General features: G+C 34.0%; 21 protein-coding genes and 1 pseudogene. 8 read left to right on the top strand and 14 right to left on the bottom strand.

Annotation, left to right across the window (positions count from 1 at the left end):
• Positions 1-242: 242 nt before the first annotated feature.
• Positions 243-827: pseudogene (locus HOG88_RS11185) on the bottom strand (transposase); the annotation flags it as partial.
• A gap of 475 nt (positions 828-1,302) precedes the next feature.
• On the opposite strand from HOG88_RS11185, the gene HOG88_RS11180 reads away from it, so the two are divergent.
• Complete coding sequence (locus tag HOG88_RS11180; RefSeq protein WP_295006173.1) at positions 1,303-2,568, top strand: hypothetical protein; 1,266 nt, start codon at positions 1,303-1,305, stop codon at positions 2,566-2,568.
• 264 nt (positions 2,569-2,832) lie between these two features.
• Positions 2,833-3,345: a hypothetical protein gene (locus tag HOG88_RS11175; RefSeq protein ID WP_295006171.1), complete on the top strand. Its 513-nt coding sequence runs from the start codon at positions 2,833-2,835 to the stop codon at positions 3,343-3,345.
• 71 nt (positions 3,346-3,416) lie between these two features.
• On the opposite strand, the gene HOG88_RS11170 is transcribed toward HOG88_RS11175, so the two are convergent.
• Positions 3,417-5,183, bottom strand: coding sequence for an ABC transporter ATP-binding protein (locus tag HOG88_RS11170; RefSeq protein WP_295006168.1), 1,767 nt, complete (start codon positions 5,181-5,183; stop codon positions 3,417-3,419).
• Positions 5,184-5,334: 151 nt separating this feature from the next.
• Here HOG88_RS11170 and HOG88_RS11165 point away from each other — a divergent pair, with 151 nt between their 5' ends.
• Positions 5,335-6,414, top strand: a complete 1,080-nt coding sequence (locus HOG88_RS11165; RefSeq protein WP_295006166.1) for a multiheme c-type cytochrome — start codon at positions 5,335-5,337, stop codon at positions 6,412-6,414.
• Positions 6,415-6,418: 4 nt separating this feature from the next.
• Here the strand turns inward: HOG88_RS11165 and HOG88_RS11160 are convergent, their stop codons facing one another.
• The 3 genes from HOG88_RS11160 to gltX are packed head-to-tail and all read right to left on the bottom strand — an operon-like array spanning position 6,419 to position 10,144.
• Positions 6,419-7,576, bottom strand: coding sequence for a GGDEF domain-containing protein (locus HOG88_RS11160; protein ID WP_295006164.1), 1,158 nt, complete (start codon positions 7,574-7,576; stop codon positions 6,419-6,421).
• 53 nt (positions 7,577-7,629) lie between these two features.
• Positions 7,630-8,745, bottom strand: a complete 1,116-nt coding sequence (locus HOG88_RS11155) for a metallophosphoesterase (protein ID WP_295006162.1) — start codon at positions 8,743-8,745, stop codon at positions 7,630-7,632.
• A gap of 10 nt (positions 8,746-8,755) precedes the next feature.
• Positions 8,756-10,144, bottom strand: coding sequence for a glutamate--tRNA ligase (gene gltX, locus HOG88_RS11150; RefSeq protein ID WP_295006161.1), 1,389 nt, complete (start codon positions 10,142-10,144; stop codon positions 8,756-8,758).
• 97 nt (positions 10,145-10,241) lie between these two features.
• On the opposite strand from gltX, the gene HOG88_RS11145 reads away from it, so the two are divergent.
• Positions 10,242-11,078 carry a peptidyl-prolyl cis-trans isomerase gene (locus HOG88_RS11145; protein ID WP_295006159.1) on the top strand — a complete coding sequence of 279 codons (837 nt, stop codon included), beginning with the start codon at positions 10,242-10,244 and terminating at the stop codon, positions 11,076-11,078.
• A 2-nt stretch (positions 11,079-11,080) separates the two neighbouring features.
• Positions 11,081-11,512, top strand: a complete 432-nt coding sequence (locus tag HOG88_RS11140) for a deaminase (RefSeq protein ID WP_295006157.1) — start codon at positions 11,081-11,083, stop codon at positions 11,510-11,512.
• A 12-nt stretch (positions 11,513-11,524) separates the two neighbouring features.
• On the opposite strand, the gene arsC is transcribed toward HOG88_RS11140, so the two are convergent.
• Positions 11,525-11,875 (bottom strand): arsenate reductase (glutaredoxin), encoded by a 351-nt coding sequence (arsC, locus tag HOG88_RS11135; RefSeq protein ID WP_295006155.1) that lies wholly within the window; start codon positions 11,873-11,875, stop codon positions 11,525-11,527.
• Positions 11,876-11,966: 91 nt separating this feature from the next.
• Between arsC and HOG88_RS11130 the strand changes: the two genes are divergently transcribed.
• The 3 genes from HOG88_RS11130 to HOG88_RS11120 are packed head-to-tail and all read left to right on the top strand — an operon-like array spanning position 11,967 to position 12,970.
• The gene (locus tag HOG88_RS11130) at positions 11,967-12,179 is read left to right on the top strand and encodes a hypothetical protein (RefSeq protein WP_295006153.1); all 213 of its coding nucleotides are present in this window, start codon (positions 11,967-11,969) and stop codon (positions 12,177-12,179) included.
• Entirely contained in the window at positions 12,109-12,492 is a 384-nt protein-coding gene (locus HOG88_RS11125; protein ID WP_295006151.1) for a GAF domain-containing protein, read from the top strand. Before HOG88_RS11130 ends, HOG88_RS11125 begins: the two co-directional genes overlap by 71 nt.
• Complete coding sequence (locus HOG88_RS11120; RefSeq protein ID WP_295006149.1) at positions 12,485-12,970, top strand: GAF domain-containing protein; 486 nt, start codon at positions 12,485-12,487, stop codon at positions 12,968-12,970. The genes HOG88_RS11125 and HOG88_RS11120 overlap by 8 nt, the downstream gene beginning before the upstream one ends.
• Here HOG88_RS11120 and HOG88_RS11115 read toward each other — a convergent pair.
• The 8 genes from HOG88_RS11115 to HOG88_RS11080 are packed head-to-tail and all read right to left on the bottom strand — an operon-like array spanning position 12,947 to position 20,350.
• Positions 12,947-13,927 (bottom strand): lytic murein transglycosylase, encoded by a 981-nt coding sequence (locus HOG88_RS11115; RefSeq protein ID WP_295006147.1) that lies wholly within the window; start codon positions 13,925-13,927, stop codon positions 12,947-12,949. The genes HOG88_RS11120 and HOG88_RS11115 overlap by 24 nt on opposite strands.
• Positions 13,920-14,576 carry an N-acetylmuramate alpha-1-phosphate uridylyltransferase MurU gene (gene murU, locus HOG88_RS11110; RefSeq protein ID WP_295006145.1) on the bottom strand — a complete coding sequence of 219 codons (657 nt, stop codon included), beginning with the start codon at positions 14,574-14,576 and terminating at the stop codon, positions 13,920-13,922. The genes HOG88_RS11115 and murU overlap by 8 nt, the downstream gene beginning before the upstream one ends.
• Entirely contained in the window at positions 14,573-15,505 is a 933-nt protein-coding gene (locus HOG88_RS11105) for a phosphotransferase (RefSeq protein WP_295006143.1), read from the bottom strand. The genes murU and HOG88_RS11105 overlap by 4 nt, the downstream gene beginning before the upstream one ends.
• Position 15,506: 1 nt before the next feature.
• Positions 15,507-16,589: an anhydro-N-acetylmuramic acid kinase gene (locus HOG88_RS11100; protein WP_295006141.1), complete on the bottom strand. Its 1,083-nt coding sequence runs from the start codon at positions 16,587-16,589 to the stop codon at positions 15,507-15,509.
• A complete protein-coding gene (locus HOG88_RS11095) occupies positions 16,586-16,918 on the bottom strand; it encodes a hypothetical protein (protein ID WP_295006139.1) in 333 nt (110 codons plus the stop codon). The genes HOG88_RS11100 and HOG88_RS11095 overlap by 4 nt, the downstream gene beginning before the upstream one ends.
• Complete coding sequence (locus HOG88_RS11090) at positions 16,899-17,171, bottom strand: hypothetical protein (protein WP_295006137.1); 273 nt, start codon at positions 17,169-17,171, stop codon at positions 16,899-16,901. Before HOG88_RS11090 ends, HOG88_RS11095 begins: the two co-directional genes overlap by 20 nt.
• A 43-nt stretch (positions 17,172-17,214) precedes the next feature.
• The gene (locus HOG88_RS11085) at positions 17,215-18,699 is read right to left on the bottom strand and encodes a sodium:solute symporter (RefSeq protein WP_295006135.1); all 1,485 of its coding nucleotides are present in this window, start codon (positions 18,697-18,699) and stop codon (positions 17,215-17,217) included.
• The gene (locus tag HOG88_RS11080; protein WP_295006133.1) at positions 18,692-20,350 is read right to left on the bottom strand and encodes a glycoside hydrolase family 3 N-terminal domain-containing protein; all 1,659 of its coding nucleotides are present in this window, start codon (positions 20,348-20,350) and stop codon (positions 18,692-18,694) included. Before HOG88_RS11080 ends, HOG88_RS11085 begins: the two co-directional genes overlap by 8 nt.

Below are 20,350 nucleotides of genomic sequence, written 5' to 3'. Positions count from 1 at the left end.
TTTTAAAAGTTCATTTCTAGAGTTTGAACAGAGTATTTTGATAATCAAACTATATAGTCAGTTATACAATTGACTATGTTTTGGTTAACAATTTAGTATGGTAATAGCTTTACATGTATTGCTATTGTAAATGATTTAAGTACTAACTTGGGATCTTTAAATTATCACTGTTTATGACTTTGCAAATACACGATTAGGATTGTAAGGTGTGTTATGTTTAAATATAGAGTATATGATTGTAGCTATCTTTCTTGATACAGCCACAAGAGCTTCTTTTTTAGATTTACCTTGATACTGCTTCGTATAGCTATTGCTCTTGCATCTTTAGCCTTGCCTGAATAGATAGACTCTCTTGAGAGTTCTAAAAGCTGTAAGGCTTTACTCTGAGTAAAATTATTACCTTGAATATGACGAAATATCTTCATAATTCTATCAACACTGCTATGTCTGTAATGATGTGCAGTTGGATACTTCTCAAGTAGCGCTAACCCACTCACAGTAAAAGGTTTTATAAAACCTTCAAACTCTGGGAAGGTAACTGTTATCTGAGTAAGTATTCTCTTTTTAACATCTTTCATATCCGCTTGAATAGAACTTCTATTACGATAGAGTGTTCTTAAAGATTGAAACTCATCATCTGTTATATATCCAGAGCTGAATTTACCATCTTTAAGTAGTAACGCTATAACTAATGAGTCTATCTCATCATTCTTGACTTTTTTCAATGTTATCTGCTCTCTATATCTACTGGTTTGGAATGGATTCAATAGTTTAACAAGATATGTTTGAATTCTCAGAAACTCTTGAAGATTCTCACCGTAAATACCAGTAACCTCTAAATCCTAAAGGGCTTGTTAACAACTTTGGTCTCTTCATCATCGATGACTGAAACAACATGGAAACTCTTGGCAATATCAATTCCTACATAAAACATCTTTTAATCTTTGTCGTGTAATCTTTAGTTGTCCAAATACTTCTATTTGGATTCACAGCCTCGTTAATCTATAAGTAGTGAGTGCTAGTAAACAGCTACTCCCACAGCTTTTATATGAGTGATTAACAACTAAAGATATCAACAGGCTTAATTAATGTAGTCATATAGAATTAAAGTAAAAATTAAAACTTTATCTCTATTGCTATAAGGAGAAAAATGTTGTTATATCTAAAGTCATAGACTATGATAGTTACAAGATTTGAAGTTAGTACTTCAATCTTAACAGAGTAGTACATCTTTGATTTAAAGTCAAAAAAACTTTAAAAAAAGATGTGTTACTCATAAAATTAATTATATGAGGAATAGAAATGAAAAAAATCATAATGTCAGCTGTTGCTTTAACAGCTATAATGGGCTCTGTAAATGTAGCAAGTGCTGCAGATGGAATTAATATCTTCAGTGATGTAAAAGTAAAAGGTCAAATTCGTCCTAGAGCAGAGTATGTTGATGTAACAGATAATGGAAGGGACAAAGGCGCAGCTTTGACTGCTCGTACACACTTAGTTGTAAGTGCTGGTTTATTAGGAGTCGAAAACTTAAGCGCTACTGTTGGTATTCAATCAGTGAACAATTTTGGTTATACTCACTATGATAGTAAGGCTAATGGTCAAGATCAATATGAGGTAATCAAGGACCCAAACTTCGCAATGCTTTCAGAAGCTTCCCTTAACTATAAAACAGGAAAAACAGCTCTACATGCTGGTCGTTCTCAACTAAACCTTGATAACCAACGTTTTATCGGTACCGTTGGTTGGAGACAACTTGAACGTTCTTATGATACAGTGTCTGCTACAGATAATAGTATTGAAAATTTAAAAATCTTTGCTGCATACCTTTATGGAACTCAAGGTGTAGGTGCAGGTGATACAGCTGAAACTAACTCTGTTCTTTTAAATGTAAAATATAAAGTAGGAGATGCATTAACTGTAACAGCATACGATTATATGCTCTCTTCTTTAAGTGATACTCTAGGTTTATCTTTAACAGGAAAATTTGATGCTGGTGCAAAATTTACATATCGTGCCGAATATGCCCTTCAAAAAGATGCAACTATGGAATATGGAAGTGCATCTACACAAAAAAATGTTAAAGCTGATGCTACTTACTATAACTTAGACTTAGCCACGAATATCTCTGGTGTTATAGCTGGTCTAAACTATGAAGTTTTAAGTGGTAAAAATGCTGATAATACTAAGACTACATTCAATCCAAAAAATGGTACCAATCATAAATTCAACGGTTGGGCAGATGTATTTTATGTTGCAGGTAAACCAGATGGTGGTTTAAAAGACGCTAACATTCGTTTAGGATATAAAGCTAAAGGTTTTGGAAAAGTACTAGCTGTTTATCACAACTATACAGCTGACACTACTATTACTACAGGTGCTTCTAACAACTTAGGTTCTGAGATAGATGTTGTTTATGTAAATAAGATTCCTGGTGTTAATGGACTAAAAGGTCTTCTTAAATTTGCTTCATTTTCTAAAGGTGATGTAGCAAATGAGTTTGATGCATCTAAAAAAGACAAACAAGTAGTATGGGCACAACTAGATTATAAATTTACAACAAAATAAGAATTAATTCTTAAAAAACACTGCTAATTTAATATACAAGCGAGGAGTTCTCCTCCTCTTCGCTTATCTTACATTTAAACACAGTCTTAACTGAACTCTCAAACACTCTTACACCTTAGAAACAAACAGGTCTAAAAGGATAAAGCTACTAAATCAGAGTGCATGTAAGCCTCCGGCTGATAAGAAACAAAATACTCAAGATTAGTGTACAGGGTTCAATTATGACGACACTTCTTTTCCTGTGATTGCTGGAAATACACAGATATGGAAACTAAAATAGGTCATCTATTTTCTGATACTCGATTTTCTTCTAGCCACTCAGGTTCAGTTCTTTTAGATGAAGCTAATGTAACAACTACAATGAATACATATATAGAAAATAACTCTATTGAATATGATAAAAAATTTACTCAAACTTTTTTAGAAGCTAATGATTTTTATACAATAGATGATAATGGTCCAGTCATATTACGATTTAATAATCAAAAACTTTACTATGCAGGATTTAGTGGTTTAAAAGTAAATGGCAGTATTACCATTGGCGATGGTTATGATGGTGTATTTAATCAAGATTCTCCTTTTAATGAATATACACTGGAAAATGGAATTATTACTGTTACTGTAAACGGTGATGATACTACATATACAATACTAATAACAAAAGTAACAGATATATCTATATCAACATTTCAAAAAAATATAGATACTGCTGAAACAAGAACTAGAGAGTGGTATACAGATAAAGATACTGCACAAGCATATTTAGATACTTTATAATTTCTTCCTCGTTCCCATCGTTTCGATGGGAATGCATACAAAAATCAACATAAAATTGGTGAGATATGGGATTAAACTAACTGTCCCTTCACAAATTCGCTGTAATGCCCCTCTTCATCTTCAAGCTCTTCATGTGTTCCGCTTTGAACTATTTTTCCATCTTCAAGTACATAGATTGTGTCAGAATTTTTCACCGTACTTAGTCTATGAGCTATTGTTATGACGGTTTTGTCTTGGAGTATTGGAATAAGTCTAATTTGAAGAGCTATCTCTGTATGAACATCCAAAGCCGATGTTGATTCATCAAAGATAACTACACTTGGATTGGCTATAATCATTCTAGCTATACTTAAACGCTGTCTTTGACCACCAGAGAGTCTTATTCCATGATGCCCTACAATAGTCTCAAGTCCTTTATCCATTGCATTTATCATCTCCTCTAGTTGTGCTATCTCTAAAGCTTGATAAATAGCAGCGTCACTTATGTTTTCATCACCCATAGAGATATTGAAACGCAGAGTAGAATTAAAAAGAATGGGCATTTGAAGCACTAAAAATATTTTATCTCTTAGTGATGTTTTGTCTATCTCTTCAATGTTTAACTCATTGTATTTTAAACTTCCACTACTCTTCTCATAAAACCCTGAGAGAACCTGAGCAAGAGTTGTCTTTCCACTTCCGCTTGCTCCAATTAGTGCTATTTTGCTTCCTTGCTTTATCTCAAAGGAAACACCACTTAGTATCTTTTTTCCCTCATTATATGAAAAGCTTATATCTTCTAACAGTATATCAACTCTCTCCGATTCGATACACTTTTCCCCACTACTTTCAGTTCTTAACTCTAGCACTTTATTTATACGCTCTAGTGCAGCCGTGGCAGAAGTATAACTATACTGCATACTCAACATATCTTGTATAGGTGTCATTATAAACCAGATGTAACCAAACATGGCAAACATCATACCTATACTCAAATCACTATATGCCACGAGGACAAGTCCAGAAGCCCGCAAAATTTCAAACATAACTAAAAATATAGTATAAGACAATCTCTCATAAGCTACATTTTTATACCCAAATTCATTGGAAGTAATTTGAATTCTTTGTGCTAAGTCAGTAGCTTTAGAAAAAAAGTACTTCTCTTGATTACTCGCTTTAATCTGTCCGAACAACTCTAAAGTCTCTCCAACATCTTCTTGAAATTTTGAAATAGCAGCATTCTCTTCTTTTTTTAAATTTCCTACTATTTTTGTCATTTTTTTACTTAAAAGCATAATAACTGGCTGAATAACAAGAATTAAAAGCCCTAATATTGGGTCAATTAGTATAAGCACAATGGCAATTGCTAAAAGGGTAAGTACTGAGGAGACAAGTTTAGAAACCGTTGTTATGATAAATGTGTCTAATGTATTTATATCGGTCACGAGGTTTGAAGTTATGGCACCACTACCGAGTGTTTCATACTCATTCATAGAAGTCACTCTTAAGTGTTCAAGAAGTTTTTTTCGTATCATAAACGTAACGAACTTCGCTATTCTTGTAAATATTTTTGTAAGGACAACAGTAAAAAAGTAGTAGAAGAAACGCAAGAAAACAACACTTAAAGTAACTATAAATATATAATAAAATGCAGTAGTACTTCCAAGAAAAAAGTCTATACTATTCACAAAAATAGCTGGCTTATCTAGAAGTATTTCATCAACCAAAATAGGCAGCATTAAGGGAATAGGAATACTGACGAGGATTGAAAGAATAGTTATTATTTGTCCATAAACAAGAGAGGACTTTTTTTCTAAGACAAGTTGAAATATTGTTTTAATTGTTATCTTGTCACTCATAAAACTAACTTACTGTACAGTATAAAGTTATAAAAAATTTGAAAATGCTTTTAATTGTCATAAACTGATTTTAGCAAATTTGACACTAAAAAACTCTTAAATATGTATCTTAATTTTGTTATACTTCGTTAAACATTACAAAGGTATACACATGCATTTTTTCGCTTTTATTTTATTTATAGTTTTAACACTTGAGGCTAATGATACAGCACATTCATTCGTAAAAAGTAAGGAATGTCAAAGTTGTCATACTGAAATATATGAAGAGTTTACTTCTTCTATGCACTTTAAGTCTACTCCACAAAAAGACCCTATCCATAAAGCTGTTTGGGATAAACATCCACAAAATAAAAAGCTAGATAGATACGGCTGTGGGAAATGCCATACTCCAGCAGCAAATGATTTAGATGACATGGTAACAAAGGGAAAACACTCATTTCCAGATATGCAAAACGAAACACATCAAGAGGGTATTAGCTGTGCCTACTGTCACCGCATACAAAGTGTCAAGCTAAATAAAAAATCTAATATTAATATTATTTCTAAAGAAAATAAAAAATACTTTTCTGCTTCAAAAGAGGGGAAAATATCTCCTTTTCATACTATAGATACTAAAAATGAAATCATGCAAAATGGTACACTTTGTATAGGGTGTCATTCTCATAAAATGAATAAACATAAACTCAATGTTTGTTCAACTGATTTACCAGGTACACAAGATAGGGAGAGCTGCGTTAGCTGTCACATGCCAAAGAAAGATGGACATACTTTTCATGGTTTTGCAGGTTCTCACAGTAACTCAGAGATGTTAAAAGAGTATGTAGATATCTCTTTGACAAAAAACAAGGATGACTTTTCTGTAAGTATTAAAAACCATAGTTCTCATGCACTTTTACTTCATCCTTTACGTGTAGCTGTATTAAAAGTAAGTATTACTCATAATGGAAAAGTACAAAAAATGAAAAACGAAATTTTTGTAAGAGTCATAGGACATAATGGAAAACCCGCTATGCCATGGAAAGCATCAGTTACACTCAAAGACACTATGATAAAAGCAAATGAAAAGCGCATCGTAGAGTATAATGTTGGGCTTACTAAAGGCGATAAAGTCGATGTTGTACTTGGTTGGTTTCTTGTCAATCCCAAAGCTGTTAAAAAACTGGGCTTGCAAAATGAAGAAGTTGCAACAAAATTTATAGAGTTTAAAAAAGAGAGTTTTACACTCTCATAAAATCCTATTTATATATTTTAAATGAATTTTTACAACTGTCTTTTATATCATACATCGCTTCATCAGCATGTTTTATTAGAGTATCTATGTCTTTAGACTTCTCCGAATAGAGAGCAATCCCAATACTAACACTTATTGAACCGCCCCCTTGGATAAAATCATAGTCTCTACTTAACTCCGAGAGTATTCTATTTGCTACGAGCTCGACATAACTTATATTAGTTATATCGCCTAAAATCATAGCGAACTCATCACCACCTAGTCTAGCCACTACATCTTCTTCTCTTGAAAGGGAAACTAAGCGATTAGCTGCTTCTACTAAAACGGCATCACCTTGAGCATGACCAAAATCATCATTAACCTTTTTAAAGCCATCTAAATCTAAAAACATAAGGGCTACAGAATACTGGTGTCTATCTGCTGAGGACATCATCTGTTTAAGACTATGCTTGAAATAATATCTATTTGGTACTTTTGTAAGTGTGTCATGATTAGCTAAATATGTCAACTTGGAATTTACTTTTTTCAATTCTGATGTATTTGCTTTTAAAGCATCTCTCTCTTTCTTTAAAAGATATATTGTATTTTTTTCTTTTTCATTTATAAAAAAGTTGATTAAAAAGTATATCCCCGATAAACTAGCTCCTATATTTAAAAAAATAAATAAATTCATAGTAAGCTGAGGCATATACTTGATATGATACTTATCAACCACTGGATCAATTGCTACGGATATAACAACAAGGAAAATAAATCCATAAAACCAAATCATAGCTTTTTCTTTTTTACCATATATCAAAGCAGCTATTGGAGTAAAAAAAGACCATATAAAAACAAAACTACCTGAAGTAAATCCACCCAGTGACCACATCAGAAGAAAAGGTAAAATAAGTATAAGAAACATCTGGATATTCTTGAGGATGCCTATCTCTTTTGTCTCCTGTAGATACAATAAGTTGTACACTGAAACTACAACATAAGTGAGAGGGATAGAGGCAGAAGCGTAATGATCTAAATAAATATATAGTATTCCTAAAATCATTGCAGCACAGATTGTTATTAATGCCACTATTACAAATAATGACTTTTCTACTCGTAACTCTGCACTATCCTTCTTGGACTTCCCTATATGTGCTAAGCTCTTTAATATATTGTTAAACATCACTTACAGCCTCGTTATTACTTGTATATAAATTATATCACAATTAATTCTTTTTATATCATAATTATTTGAGTTATCTCTGCACTCGCGCCTAACCTCATAGGTGGTCCCCAGAATCCGGTTCCCTTATTTACGTATATTTGTAAGTCTTCATTATGTTGATGAAGACCACTGATATAAGGTTGTACTATTTTTACTAAGAACTTAAATGGGTAAAGTTGTCCACCATGAGTATGTCCACTTAGCATCAAGTCAACTCCAGATATAACTTCGTGAACATACTTTGGTTGATGTGCTAAAAGAACTGTTGGCGAATCTTTACTCTTGCCTTTAAGCGCATCTTTTATCTCAGGTATATGCGAGAGTTTTCTATATCCAAAAACATCATAAACCCCGGCGAGGTTAAATCCTTTACCCGCATCACCAATATATACATTTTCATTTTCCAGAGCTCTTATTCCTATGCTTTTGACATAAGAAAGAATCTCTTCTATACCATGAAAATATTCATGATTTCCTACTATGTAAAATGTACCATACTTAGACTCTAAGGACTTTAACTCATCTATAGCCTCTTTGGCCCTAACTAAACTAGTGTCAACCAAATCCCCTGTGATGACTACTAAGTCTGGTTTAGCTAGATTTACACGATTTACTATATTTTTTATAAAGTTCTTATCTATAATTCCGCCTATGTGAACATCGCTCAATTGAACAATTTTATATGATTTTTTTAAATTTTTTATTTTTACATCGACTTCTTCAAACTCAATATGCCTAGCATCTAAAATTGACTTCGTAGTAATTCCACCAGCAATAGCTAATGATGAAAAATCAAGAGATTTTTTAAAAAAGTTTCTTCTTTTTTGAGAAACTGGTGTTACATGAAGTGCAATTCTAGATATGTCATATATGGTAGCTGTACAAAAAAGTAAAAATAAAATACCAATAGGAAGAGAAAAAAGAAAATAAAGCCAGTTTGGAAAACTAACATAGTATCTTCCAAGAATGTAAAGGAAGATTCCAAATAGATTTATGTACAAAAACCATCTAAAGTTTCTTTTCATATGTTTGCTAATATCTAAGTGTGTTATCAAACGTTTTGAAATGTACATATTTAAAAGTGTAAATACACCGAGCACAAGTGCTGCAAAAAGAAGTGCTTGCATTCTTAGCTAATTATAAATTAGCCGTTATAGCATTAGCAATTCTAAGCATAGTTTCTTCTTTACCAATTATTGCCATTACTTCATCAAGTCCTGGTCCACTGAGTTTCCCTAAAAGAGCAACACGCAAAGGCTGGCCTATTTTTCCAAAGCCTATCTCCATCTCTGTTGCTAATCCTTCCATTACAGCATGGTAGTCAACTGGAAGATGTAACTCTTCACATGCATCAATTTTTTTGCCAAAATTATTAAGAATTTCTATTGCTCCATCTTTAAAAGCTTTTTTGACAGATTTAGCATCATACTCATGAGGAGTTGATAGTACCTCATTTACTAAAGACGCTAATTCTTTAAGTGTTTTAGCTCTCTCTTTAAGTGTGTCAAGAAGTATCTCGCGTTTATCATGAGAAGTAAGTACTAGGCCATATTCTGTTAGTAGTTGTGCTAGTTCATCATTTGAGCTGTTTTTGATGTAGTGTGCATTGAGCCAGTCTAATTTGTCAGTGTTATAAATAGAAGCTGACTTGTTAATATCTACAGGATTAAAAAGATGAATCATCTCATCCATAGAAAATATCTCTTGATCTCCATGACTCCAACCTAAACGCACAAGAAAGTTTAGAAGTGCTGCAGGTGTGTAACCCATCTCTTTATATGCCATAACATCAGTTGCGCCATCGCGTTTAGAGAGTTTCTTTCCTGCTGCATTGTGAATCATAGGGACATGGTTAAACTTTGGAAGAGGAAATCCTAGAGCCTCATAAACGACCATCTGTTTTGGAGTGTTTGAGAGGTGATCATCTCCACGAATAACTTGGTTGATTCCCATTAAATGGTCATCTATTGCAACTACAAAATTATATGTTGGAGCACCATCTCCTCTAGCGATAACAAAGTCATCTAAGATATCTTCGGCTTGAAAAACAACATCACCCTTCACTCCATCTTTCACAATAATTTCACCAGTCTGTGGTGCTTTTATACGAATAACTGGCTGGATTCCTTCAGGAGGAGTTCCATCAAAGTCACGGTATTTTCCGTTGTATTTTGTTCTTTCTTTATTTGCCATTTGTGTTTCACGAAGTTCTGTTAGTTCCTCTTTTGACATATAACACTTATAAGCCTTCCCTTCATCAAGAAGTTGCTTTATATATTTTGCATAAATATCATCTCGTTGGCTCTGGTAAGTTATCTCTCCGTCATGTTCAAGTCCTAACCAATCAAAGGCTTTTAAAATCGCCTCTGTTGCTTCTTCTGAGTTTCTTGCCTTATCAGTATCTTCGATACGTAAAACAAATTTACCACCATTCTCTTTAGCCCAAAGGTAAGAAAAAAGTGCGGTACGAAGGCCACCTATATGCAAGTATCCTGTAGGACTTGGAGCAAAACGTGTAACAACCATGAAATAACCTCTTGTTTTAGTAAATATGCCTTATTTTAGACAAATATTTGTTAAAAATTGCTAAAATGCAACTTATAAATTTTACAATGGATTATCAATGTATAAATACCTCCTTTTTTTATTCACAAGTTCTCTTCTTCTAGCTAATGTTTATGATGGTGTTTCCATTGTTGTTAAAAATAGTGCAATCACTCTTTTAGATATACAAAAAGAGATGAAAAATTCTAAAGTAGATGAAAAAACTGCCTCAGATATTCTGATTCGTAAAAAACTAGAAGATAGTGAAATCAAAGAAAGAAAAATAACTGTTTCAAGTGCAGAAGTTTTTGCTGATGTAAAGACTATGGCAGCTAAAAATAACTTAAGTGTAAGTGCACTTTATGATGCCATTCGTGAATCTAATGGAATGAATTCACAAGCTATAAAAGAAAAAATAAAACAAAAACTTCTTTCTCAAAAGCTTTACTCAGCAATTGCCTATTCTTCAGTCTCCCAGCCGAGTATGAAAGAAGTCGAGGATTATTTCCAAATTCATAAAAGTGAGTTTACTCATCCAGCTTCTTTTGATGTGACTTTTTATAATGCAAAAGACAAGGGAAGCCTTCAAGCAAAAATAGACAACCCTATGTTTTACTCGCAAGAGATAGTAAGTATGGACAAAAAACTAAACTTCTCAGAGATAACACCACAGCTTGCTTCACTTCTTGAAAAAACTCCTCCAAATACTTTTACTCAAATACTTCCAAATGGAGAAGGCGGTTTTATGAGTATATACATCAATGAAATTGCTACACAAGAAGAAGCATCAATAGAGAGTGTTAAAGACCAGATTATGAACCAACTAGTTTCACAAAAACGTGAGCAAGTGCTAAGTGAATACTTTGCAAGACTCCGTCACAATGCCGATATAAACATCATAAGAAAAGTGAAATAATTATGCTCAGTGATCAAAATTTTCTAAACATTGCCAAGGAACTTTCAACTGCCTCAAAGTGTGTTTCCAAACAAGTTGGAGCTGTTATAGTTAAAGATGGTCGTATTCTTAGTACTGGTTATAACGGTACACCCGCTGGGTATGTGAACTGTTGTGACCACTGGAATGGAGAGTATACTCCTGAGCATCATGAGTGGAGTAAAACATACGAAATTCACGCTGAGATGAATGCTATTATTTGGGCTGCACGAGAGGGGATCAGTATAGAAGGTGCTACTATTTACGTAACATTAGAACCATGTAGTGAATGTAGTAAAAATGTTATCGCTAGTGGTATTAAACGCATAGTTTATGAAACACCTTATGAGCATACACACTCAAAAGTTATCTCAAAATTCATCAAAGATAATGGTGTTAGCATAGAAAAAATCTAGTAAAAAACTTCTTTACTTTATAAACTCTGCGATTACAGATGCAGGACGTCCAATAATTGCTTTTGAACCTTTGATAAGTATAGGTCTCTGTATAAGCTTAGGATTCTCAACCATCGCATTTATTAGAGCCTCTTCATCAGGAACATCTTTAAGTCCTAGTTCTTTGTAAACTGCTTCAGCCGTTCTCATTAATTCTCTTGCACTCATGTCAAGCATTTTCAAAAGAGATTTCATTTCTTCATTTGTTAGTTTATTATCTAAATACTTTACTATTTCTGGTTCACACCCATTCTCTTCTAGTAGACTAACAGCCTCACGGGATTTTGTACACCTAGGGTTGTGCCATATTTTTATTTTGTTCATTGTTTTCCTTTTCTTGTATAGCATTTTACAATAAAAATGCTATACTTAACTTCAATAAAGCGAAAGAGAATAGCAGAAACAAGGAAGAATCATGAAGTATATTGACACATATCGCACCTTAGCTGAGTTTGGAAGAAAACTACTTAATAAACATACATTAGTGGATGCTCTTCCAATAATATCTGCTTATGCTAAAGATGTCATTAAAGCCGAGAGATGTTCTATATTTCTTTATGACAGAGAAAAACAAAATTTTTGGACGACTATCAGACGGTATAGACAAAATAACAATTCCTGCAGATAAAGGTATTGTCGGGTATACATTTAAAATAAAAGAACCTGTACTAACAAATGATGCTTATTCACATCCAAAATTTCTTTCTCAAGTAGATAAAAGTACAGGATATAAAACACGAAATATTATTACCTCTCCTATTTTTAGTTCTAAAAGAGAAGTTATTGCCGTTCTTCAACTTTTAAATAAAGAAGAAGACTTTGATGAAGAAGATAAAAAATTTATGACTTTTTTTTCTCACTACATTAGTGGTTTTTTAGAGCTATCGGATGTTTTTTTAAGAGAAGACATGAAACTAAAAGAAGTAACTATTAATGAATAGATTAAACGATATAGCAGAGTTTGGTGGAAAACTTATGTTAGCCACTGATATAGATACTGCCCTACCGCTTATCGCAGCTGAAGCTAAAAGTCTTGTAGATGCAGAGCGATGTTCTATATTTATAGTAGACAGAGAAGACAATATGCTATGGACAAAATTTAGTGATGGCATAGGTCGTATCGTCATTTCAGTGGACTCTGGTATAGTTGGAGACACATACAAAACTAAAGAAGCACAACTCGTTAACAATCCTTATGATGACAGCAGATTTTTACAAGCAGTAGACAAAAAAAGTGGTTTTACTACAAAAAATATGATAACTGTTCCTATCTTTGACTCAGGTAGAGAAGTTCTTGGAATCTTACAAGTTCTCAACAAAGAAAGAGATGACTTTGATAGTGAAGATCTAGGTAGGCTCACATTTTTTGCAAACTACATAAGTGGAAGTATTGAACTAGTTCTTATGCATGAGGGCTAGATTAGCATCGTAAGCTAAACGCAACACTCCCACCGAATAGTTTGATGAGTTGTTATACCTCATTATCTTTTTCACATACCCACTCAAGTATCCTAGTTCAGGTTTGTCTTTAGAAAAACAGTTATATACCTTCCCTCTCTTACTCTTCTCGTAAACAAATGAACTCTCTTTATGAGAAGCTTCATACTTATACCACTCATCTTCAATTTTTGGAATATCCGGCATATTTTCCCACTTTATTAAAGTCTTAAACTTAGCATTTTTATGTAAAAAATTTGCAGCTGAGACTATGGCATCTTCCATTTTTGTAAGGTCAGAGATCTCACTTTTGTATGATTTTGCATGAATGAAACTATTTGGCATAAACTGAGGGATTCCAACAGCCCCGGCATAGGAACTTGGAATATTACATTGTTCAGGCACCACCCCTTTTTTATAACAGTATTTTATTATGGCTGTCATATTTGTCTTTCCCATTTTCATCAGCCATTTTTCTCTTGAAGTCTCTGTCTTCACTCTTGTCACTATTGTGTTAAAAACCCCAAATGCATCATGTTTTGGTTTTATCTTTCCTAACCTTGTCTCTTTAAGCAGGATTGCCGCGATAATTTCACGGTTTACCCCATACTTTTTCTCGGCATAATCATATACTTCTTTATACTCTTTAAGGTTTTTCACTATTTGTGGAACATATTTCACAAGAGCATTGTTCGCTTTTTTCTCGCTTGCTCTATGTTTTTTTATTTCTCTGGGTTGTAGGTATTTCCAACTCACCTCATCATATTTTTTTGTTTTAAAGTATGAAAGTAAAAACTGGTTTGCATACTTGTAAGTAACGCCACCTTCTACTGCTTTTTCACAAATATCACTATAGTTTTTGTTCTGAAATGTACAGTTTGTGTACTTCGCCATAAGAAGTGTCGTAAGGCTTACTGTTATTAAAATTATTTTAATCATTATTTATCTCTTCTAATCTTTGAGGTGTTCCTATATCGTGCCATACTTTTGTAAACACTTCACCACTCACCTCTTTTTTATCTATAGCTTCTCTTAGAAATGGTGCTAATGCTTGCTTACCCTCACCTATCTCATCGAAGAAAGAAGGAGCATAATAACCTATGCCAGAGAATGTATACATAACATCATCTTTATTTAAAACGCAAGACTCTTTTAAACCAAAATCTCCCTTTAAATTATGAGGAGGATTTGGAACTAAAACAAGGTGTGCTTTTTTACCTGCTAATTCTAATGATGCATCAAACTCATACTCACAAAACACATCACCATTTACTACCATAAAAGGTTCATCTCCTAAAAGACTAAGTGCTTTTTTAATGCCTCCAGCAGATTCTAATCCACCACACTCTTGTTCATCTGAGTAGCTAATCTCTAACCCATACTTTGAGCCACACCCGAGATACTCAGGTATTTTATAACCTAAGTGAGCGATGTTAATGACTACTTCTTTAAAACCATTTCTTTTAAGCTTTTCTAGATGCCATACGATAAGAGGTTTTCCTCTTACTTCCAAAAGCGGCTTAGGAAGAGTGTCTGTCAGAGGTCTCATTCTCTCACCCTTTCCCGCTGCTAGTATCATCGCTTTCATAAAGTCACACTCTCTAAAAACTTTGCAAACTCTTTTGTTTCTTCATATCTTGAAGCTGTTTCAAGGGTATACTTCAAAACAAGAGGAATATCTTTTAAGTAACCCTCTTTACCATCACGAATAGATAAACGCGAGAAGATACCAAGCACTTTTATATGTCTTTGCATTCCCATAAAATCAAACCATTTTAAAAACTCTTTATCTTCTGTTTGTAGACCTAACTTATCTCTAAACGCAAGTGCTAACTCTTCTATGTCTTCGTGTTTAAACTCTATGTAACAATCTTTGAGTAAAGATACCAAGTCATAAGTTATAGCCCCACTCATAGCATCCTGATAGTCTATAACCCCTACCTCTTTACTTGGAGTAAGCATAATGTTACGAGAGTGAAAATCCCTATGCACAAATACATCTTGAGGCTGTTCTAGTACTACATCAGAAATTCTCTCAAGAGCATGTTTAATTAACTCCTTTTGAGTGTCACTAAGTGTTAAGCTCAAGTTTTTACCTAAGTACCACTCCTTCATCAAATCCATCTCAAAATGTAAAAATTCTTTATCATACAGAGGAAGTTTGGAGCTGTCTGCTTTTTGCATCATAAGAATTTCATCCATCGCGTTTGAGTAGAGAGTTTTGAAGTTTGAGTCATTAAGTGCATCAAGAAGTTGTACATCACCAAAATCTTCAAGTATCAAGTATCCATCTTTTTCATTTTTTCCTAAAATCTTTGGTGCCTTCACCCCTGCGTTTATAAGTCTTGAAGTTACATCTATAAAAGGTGCGAGAGAATCTAACTCTAATGAGCTATCCATAACGACAACACTTTTATTCCCCTCTTGTAATCGGTAGTACTTTCTAAAAGAGGCATCTGCACTCACTATGCTAAGAGTCCACTCTTTATAAGGAGTCTCTTCTATAAAAGCTTTCATCTTATCCATATATCGCTCCGAGTTGTGAGTTTTCAGAGGCTCCTGTAACAGACTTAAGGTCTACTACTTCGCCTTGTATTCTTTTGTATGCAAGCCAAGCAAATGCCATAGATTCAAGAGCATCACTACTTACTCCATAGTCATCACTGCATTTAACATTAGTATCACAAAGCTTTCCCAGTCGCTCAACCAAGTAACTGTTTTTAGCACCACCCCCACATAAAATGAGAGTGTCAATAGAACTGTTCTTAATTGAGTCCGCTATGGTTCTCGCTGTAAGTTCTAAAAGTGTTGCTTGAATGTCTTCATCTTTTATACTTACGAAAAGAGGAAGAAAATTTGCCACCCAAGTATCATTAAAATACTCTCTTCCCGTACTTTTTGGTGGTGTTTTTAAGAAGTAGGCATCTTGAAGCATCGCGTTTAGCAACTCTTTGTTGATCCTGCCGCTTCTTGCAAAGTCACCATCTTTATCATAAGCTTTATCTCGCGTTTGCGTTATCCACATATCTAGTAGAACATTGCCACAACCTATATCCCAGCCTCTAAGGTTTTTTCCTAAAAGAGTTATATTCGCCATACCACCAATGTTTACTACAGCCACATTTCCCATTAAGTTAGAAAATAAAAACTGATGAAACGCAGGAGCAAAAGGAGCGCCCTGCCCGCCATTAGCCATGTCCATTCTTCTAAAATCAGCAACCGTTTTTATCTGAGTATTACTTGCTACTATGTTTGCATCGCCTAACTGCATAGAAAAAGGAGTCTCACTCTGGGGCTCGTGCCATAGCGTTTGACCGTGAAGTCCTATGGCATTTATATCTTTAGCATTAATTTTATATGTCTTTAAAAACTCATTGATAGAGTCTGCAAAGAGCTGTCCTAGTTTATGATCTAATGTTCCAAGAGTTTGAAGTGTAACACTAGTAGATATAGCGTTTAAAACCTCATTTTTCAAGTCTTTAGGAAATACAAACTCATGAGAGTGAAGAAGTTTACAAGAGTTCTCATTTATCTCACAAAGAGTAACATCTACACCATCTAAACTTGTTCCAGACATTACACCTATGTATAAATTATTCATTTTAATCCACTTGATGTCAGAATATCTACAAGTTTACTATCGCTAATATTTTCTAAATCTGTTTTAGAATAAATGCTCATAAGATAAATATTACTCTTTTCATCTAAATAGTAATATATAACCCTTAAGCCACCACTTTTTTCTGTTGGAATTGAGGAGTTTGCTAGTCGTATCTTATAACAGTTGCTACCTAGTTCTATCCCAGCTTTTGGATTTGTAAGAAGTTCATTTTGTAAGGATTTTAAATCTTGTGATATATTTTTATACTTTTTAAAAAGCTTTTTAATTTCTTTAGAAAAACTCTCTAAACTAGTTATTGTCAAGTTCATCTATTAACTCATCAAGTGACTGTAGCTTTTTCTCTTTAGTAGTTAAAACTGTGTTTAATTCTTCAACTGAGCTCTCAAACCCATCATAAAAAATCTTTGCTTTTTGCTCTGCTACATAAGATTTCAAGGCTTCAACTATGATGTCAGTACGGTTAAGCGAATACTCTTTAGTAAAAGTATCTATCTCATCAAGAAGGTATTTTGGTAAACGCAGACCAACCTGTTGTTTTTCCAGTTGTGATAATGTATGCATCTTTTTTCCTTTGTATATCAATATTATATATTATTTATATCTTTTAGTCAAATACTACTGATTTTACTTTTCCTGTCTGCATTATCATAAACGCGACTAAAGTCCCTAAAGTTATCTGCCAAGCAAAACCTATGCTTATGCCAAATGTGTAAGGCTGTAAGGCTAAGACTGTTACAAAACCACCGATTAGTGCATAGGGTACAGTTTTTACACTTCCCCTCGAAGTAAAGATGGCTGAAAAGAAAACGCCAAGTAGTCCAGTATATGCAAATGCCATTACACCTAGGGCAAAACCTATCAGCGATAGTTCTGCATATCTTTGCCAAAAGTAACTCAGTATTGCCATTGCGAATAATACTACTGCAAAAAAGAGGACTGCGTTTCTTGAAGCTTTTATGAAATGAGTCTCATCTGTTTTTGCATCGCGTTTAAGCTTCAAAGGTCTATATAAATCTTCTATAGCAACCGAAGCCATAGCACCTAAAACAGAGTTTGTACTTGAAAGAGCAGCTGCAATCGCACCCACCGTTACAAACCCACGAACACCCTCGGGCATTTCGTTTAGTATATAGTACATAAAGATGGTTATCTTCTCATCTCCAAAACTTTGAGCTATCTCTGCACTTTCATAATGCACAAACAGAAGAGCCCCTATGATAAGAAAGAGTAAAACTATTGGAATGGTAAGTAAGATGGACACTATAAGAGAACGAGAGGCTTCATCTTTACTCTTGCAAGTAAGCACTCTTTGTGTCATATCTTGGTCAAGTCCAAAGGCCGCTATGTTTAACAGTAACCAACCACTTAAAAGACCAATAATGCTAAACTTACCATCTAAAGAAGTGTCAATAAAAACAAGTTTATCGTTCGCGTTTAACACATTTAAAATATCAATGCCATCTAAAGAAATGTAAAGATAAAATACTACTACTAAACCTGCACTTACATAAGTAATAGCCTGAATAATATCACTTAGAATCACAGACTTCACACCACCAAAGTAAGTGTAAGCTAATGCCCCTAGAACTAAAATACAAATAGAAATCAACATATGAGAAAAGCCAATATCTAAAAATAAAATCATACTAATAGCGAGTGCTGCAATGTAGAGTCTTGCCCCACTTGCCATAACCCGACCAACAAGAAACATAACGCCAGCTTGTTTTTTTGCAGATGCACCATAACGTTTTTCTAGTAACTCATAAACCGTAATCGCTTTCATCTCGTAAAACTTTGGCACTAAGAACTTTGCTACAAAGATAACTCCAAGAAGTGAAGAAAAGTAAAAGCCTATGAGTGTGAAGTTGTTAGAATATGAGAACTCAGGAACTCCCAAAAAAGTTGCAGCAGATTGAGAAGTAGCTAAGATAGAGATAGCCACTGCAAGTATTGGCATTGTGTTTGAAGCGGTGAAGTACTCTCTACTAGAAGAGATTTTAGCACGAGAAAAAAGGTAAGAACTGACACCTAAAATAGTAAAGTAAGCTATAAATATCACCCAATCAAGTGAAGTAAAACTACTATTCATCTACAGCACTTCTCACATCATTCATAAACTTTACACCAGGGTCTGCTTTTTGTGTTCTATAGCCTGCATCTTTTTCTAGCCATAAGGAACTATTTTCAAAATCTCTATACTCATGATGCCCTATGACATTTTTTATGCTTGGGTACTTTGTCTTTAAGTACTTTACAAGCCATATGTTCGCGCGAAGTTGAGCCTGAGTCAAATCTTCCTTTTCGTTTCCTTCTCCTCCAACATTCTCTATTCCTATGCTGGAGTAGTTAAGCCCAATGACATGTCGAGCCATCCAGTTATCTGGCATAAGTTGGTAGATGGTTCCGTCGCGTTTAACTAAAAAATGAGCTGAAACATTGAGTGCTGAAGCCTTAGCTATATCTGCTCTATCACTGAAAAGGAGCTCTGCGTTTAAACGCTCAAAACTTTTTTCAAAGTCCATAACGGCAGTCCAATGAAGGACTATGCTTTTTGGAATAATTTCAATGTTTTTTACACTCAAACCATAATGACTCTTGATGTATTCTCGTGTAAGTTTTTTGCGTTTTTCTGTAAAGACTATTGGTTTTTGTTTTATCATGTATCTAGTATGAAGTTTATCTATTCTAGCATTTGACTCTTTGATTCTTTTTATAGGTATCACACCTGATTTCACCTGAGTCAAGATGCTGTTAACAAGTTTTTTTACACTTACATTTTCAAGCTGATTTCCAAAAAGTAAAATATCCACTCCTGCGTTTATAGCCAAAGAAACTCTTTTGTCTAATGTAAAATGCTTTGAAATAGCTCCCATCTGTAAATCATCACTGATTATAACACCTTCAAAACCCATCTCTTGGCGAAGCAATTCTGTGTTAAAACTATAGGAGAGGGTTGCTGGGTACATATCGTCAATATATTCGTTAAAAACATGTGCTGTCATAATCACATCAACTTGTTTTTCGTTTATCAGTATCTCATATGGCTCTAGTTCCTCAGGACTCCAAGTCTCACTCACATCTACAAAACCCTTATGCGAATCTTCCAAAGAAGAACCGTGCCCTGGAAAGTGCTTTAAAACAGAGATAATGTTATGTTTCTTTTGACTTTGTATCACTACTTTTGCGAACTTACTCACCTCTTCTGGTTTTTCTCCAAAGGAGCGTTCAAGTCCAACTATAACTTTGTTTTTTGGATTTACAGCCAAGTCCACAACTGGAGCAAAATTCATAGTTATACCTGCACTCTCAAGCATAGTTGACTGCTTGTCATACATGTCTACAATTGCATACTCATTCATCTGGGAAACCTCTAATGCAGACTCAATCTCTTCAAATCCATACTTAGGTTTAAGACGTGCCACTTTTCCACCCTCTTGATCGACACTTACAAACAGTGCTTGATTTGAAAACTTTTTTAAGTCACTTGTAAGTTTTGCAAGTTGCTCGGGTGAAGAGATATTTTTATTTTTATTTTTATTTTTATAAAACTTATCAAAAAGAATGACTCCCCCTAGCTCATACTCATTTATATCTTTAACAATTTGAGAGTCTTTAGTAATACTACTCTCATTAAAACCTACAAGAAGCATATGTCCTATCATTTTTTTAAGAGTGTCATCTTTAATTTCTTTGGCGTGAAGCACGAGTAATAATGTAAAAAATAGTAAAAAATGTTTCAT

The organism is Sulfurimonas sp., from assembly GCF_018698455.1.
Lineage (GTDB): Bacteria > Campylobacterota > Campylobacteria > Campylobacterales > Sulfurimonadaceae > Sulfurimonas.
This window is presented reverse-complemented; position numbering and strand designations above follow the sequence as displayed.